The organism is Geminicoccus sp. (assembly GCF_035556675.1).
In the GTDB taxonomy this organism is placed as follows: Bacteria; Pseudomonadota; Alphaproteobacteria; order Geminicoccales; family Geminicoccaceae; genus Geminicoccus.
In genome coordinates, this window is the sequence record NZ_DATMFZ010000008.1 from 1 (window position 1) to 3,223 (window position 3,223).

Sequence of the window (3,223 nt, forward strand, 5' to 3'; positions counted from 1 at the left end):
CCCAGGGCGGCGGAGGTCCGTGCCCTGGTGGCAGGCGGCGGTCATGCGACGCTCCTGCGCGCACCCGACGCGATCCGCAGCACCATCCCGGTGTTCCAGCCGCAGCCGGCCCCGCTGGCGGCCCTGGCCGCCCGGGTCAAGAACGCCTTCGATCCCCGACAGATTCTCGAGCCAGGCCGGATGACGCTGGCCGCCTGAGGTACCTATCCGTGCAGACCAGCTTTACCCTGGCGCAGCTCGCCGACCCGAAGATCAAGGAAGCGGAGCAGATCCTGCGCACCTGCGTGCATTGCGGGTTCTGCACGGCGACCTGCCCGACCTACGTGCTGCGCGGCGACGAGCTCGATTCGCCGCGCGGGCGGATCTACCTGATCAAGGACATGCTGGAGAACGGCCGGGACGCGGACGAGCGCACCGTGCGCCATATCGACCGCTGCCTGTCCTGCCTGTCCTGCATGACCACCTGCCCGTCCGGCGTCGACTATATGCACCTGGTCGACCATGCTCGGGCGCATATCGAGAAGACCTATGAGCGGCCCGCCGCCGACCGCTGGCAGCGCTGGATGCTGGCCAAGGTCCTCCCCCGGCCGAACCTGTTCCGGCTGGCGCTGATGGGTGCCGGGGCCGGGCGGCCGTTCGCCCGTGCCCTGCCGAGGCGCCTGAAGGCGATGCTGAAGCTGGCACCCAGGCGGACGCACGGGCCGTCCGCCATGGATAAGCCGGGCGTGGTGCCGGCGGTGGGGCCAAAGCGCGCCCGGGTGGCGCTGCTCCAGGGCTGCGCCCAGCGCGTGCTCGATCCGGCGATCAACGAGGCGACCATCCGGCTGCTGACCCGGATGGGCTGCGAGGTGGTGCTGGCGAAGGACGCCGTGTGCTGCGGCGCGCTGACCCTGCACATGGGCCAGGACCGCGACGGCAAGGCCGCGGCCAGGCGCACGATCGAGGCCTGGAGCCGGGAGCTGGACGGCAACGGGCTGGACGCGGTGGTGATCAATGCCTCGGGCTGCGGCACGACCGTGAAGGACTATGGCCACCTGTTCCAGCACGAGCACGATCACGTCCTGGCCGAGCGGGCCAGGAAGATCGCGGCGCTGGCGCTGGACGTCACCGAGCTGGTCGACCGGCTGGGCCTGCCGGAGCCGGTGGTCGTGCCCGAGCAGAAGGTCGCCTATCACTCCGCCTGCTCGATGCAGCACGGGCAGAAGATCAAGACGCTGCCGCAGAAGCTGCTGCGCCAGATGGGCTTCACCGTGGTCGAGCCCGCCGAGAGCCATATCTGCTGCGGCTCGGCCGGCACCTACAACATCCTCCAGCCGGAGCTGGCCGACCAGCTGAAGGAACGCAAGGTCGGCCATCTCGAGCAGCTGGCGCCGGACGTGATCGCCACCGGCAATATCGGCTGCATGACCCAGATCGGCAGCGGCACCACCATCCCGATCGTGCATACGGTGGAGCTGCTGGACTGGGCGACCGGCGGCCCGGTGCCCGACAAGCTGCGCATTCCGGCGCAAGCCGCTTGATGCCGGACGACGCGAGGGGCTAGTCCATGAGGTGTGGCGAGCCGCACCGGCTCCTGCGCGTCGCTTCACCTCCCGGCATGGCGAATGCTTCGACTGCACCATTTTCCGCTCTGCCCCTATTCGCGCAAGATCAGGCTGCTGCTGCGCGAGAAGGGGCTCCGCTTCGAGGAAGTCGAAGTCGAGCCCTGGAAGCAGGTGGACGCGCTGTTCGAGCTGAATCCGGCGCTCGAAGTACCGGTGTTGCAGGACGAGGACCTGACGATCTGCGACAGCCGGGCGATCGCCGACTTTCTCGAAGAATCGAAGCCTGAGCACAACTTCCTGGGCACGTCCCTAGAGCGGCGCAACGAGACACGCCGACTGGTTGCGTGGTTTGACGACAAGTTCGCGCGGGAAGTGACGGACCTGCTTTGGCGCGAGAAGCTGATCAAGCGGCTGAAGCGGATCGGCACGCCGAACTCCGACAACATGCGGGCGGGTGCGGCCAACCTGAAGGTGCATCTGGCCTACCTGAGCGAGCTGTTCTCCGACCGGCGCTGGCTGGCCGGGGACGACCTCACCCTGGCGGACATGGCCGCGGCCGCCCACCTGTCGGTCCTGGACTATCTGGGTGACGTCCCCTGGCAGAACTTCCCGCTGGCGAAGGAATGGTACGGCAAGATGAAGTCGCGGCCGAGCTTCCGCCCGCTGCTCGCCGACCGGCTGCCGGCGATGAAGCCGCCGCTGCACTACGACGACCTGGACTTCTGAACCCGGAGCGGATCCGCGCCGAGATCCTGGCGCGTGCGCAGAGCGAAGGCATCTCGGTCGTGCGGGTCACCAGGGCCGACCTGCCGCCTTTGCATGGCCAGCGCTTCGACCAGGCGATCGCCGAGGGACGCCATGGCGAGATGCGCTGGCTCGCCGAGAAGGCCGACCGCCGGCAGAGCCCGAAGGCGATCTGGCCGGAAGCTCGCAGCGTGCTGGTCTGCGGGCTGAACTACGGGCCGGACAGCGACCCGCGCGCCACGCTCGGCCTGGGCGATACGGCCACGATCTCGGTCTATGCGCGCAACCGCGACTATCACGACGTATTCAAGGGCGCCCTGAAGCGGACCGGCCAGTGGCTGGCCAGCCGCTATGGTGCCGGGGTGAAGGTGTTCGTCGACACGGCACCGGTGCTGGAGAAGCCGCTGGCCCAGCAGGCCGGGCTCGGCTGGCAGGGCAAGCACACCAACCTGGTCAGCCGCTCCTTCGGTTCCTGGCTGTTCCTGGGCGAGATCTTCACCACGCTGGACCTGCCGCCGGACCCGCCGGAGACTGATCATTGCGGCAGCTGCCGGCGCTGCCTGGACGCCTGCCCGACCGGGGCGATCGACGCGCCCTACCGGCTCGATGCCAGGCGCTGCATCAGCTATCTCACTATCGAGCACGCCGGGCCGATCCGCCGCGACCTGCGCGCGCTCATGGGCAACCGGATCTATGGCTGCGACGACTGCCTGGCCGCCTGCCCGTGGAACCGGTTCGCCAAGGCGGGCCAGGAGCTGAAGCTGCAGGCGCGCGACGATCTGCGGGCGCCGAAGCTGCGGGCACTCGCCGCCCTGGACGATCCGGGCTTCCGCGCGCTGTTCTCCGGTTCGCCGATCAAGCGGATCGGCCGCGACCGGTTCGTGCGCAACGTGCTGATCGCGGTCGGCAACAGCGGCGACCGGAGGTTGCTGGAC

Annotated in this window: 3 protein-coding genes and 1 pseudogene; all 4 read left to right on the plus strand. The window is 69.1% G+C overall.

Going from position 1 to position 3,223, the window contains the following annotated elements; genetic code table 11:
* Positions 1 to 198, plus strand: a pseudogene (locus VNS22_RS00425) (2-hydroxy-acid oxidase); the annotation flags it as partial.
* Positions 199 to 209: 11 nt separating this feature from the next.
* Entirely contained in the window at positions 210 to 1,520 is a 1,311-nt protein-coding gene (gene glcF / locus VNS22_RS00430) for a glycolate oxidase subunit GlcF (protein WP_325728586.1), read from the plus strand.
* Between the two features lie 84 nt (positions 1,521 to 1,604).
* The gene (locus VNS22_RS00435; RefSeq protein WP_325728587.1) at positions 1,605 to 2,270 is read left to right on the plus strand and encodes a glutathione S-transferase family protein; all 666 of its coding nucleotides are present in this window, start codon (positions 1,605 to 1,607) and stop codon (positions 2,268 to 2,270) included.
* Positions 2,168 to 3,223 (plus strand): tRNA epoxyqueuosine(34) reductase QueG (queG, locus tag VNS22_RS00440; RefSeq protein ID WP_325728588.1); only part of this gene is annotated, 1,056 nt, incomplete at its 3' end. The genes VNS22_RS00435 and queG, both read left to right, overlap by 103 nt.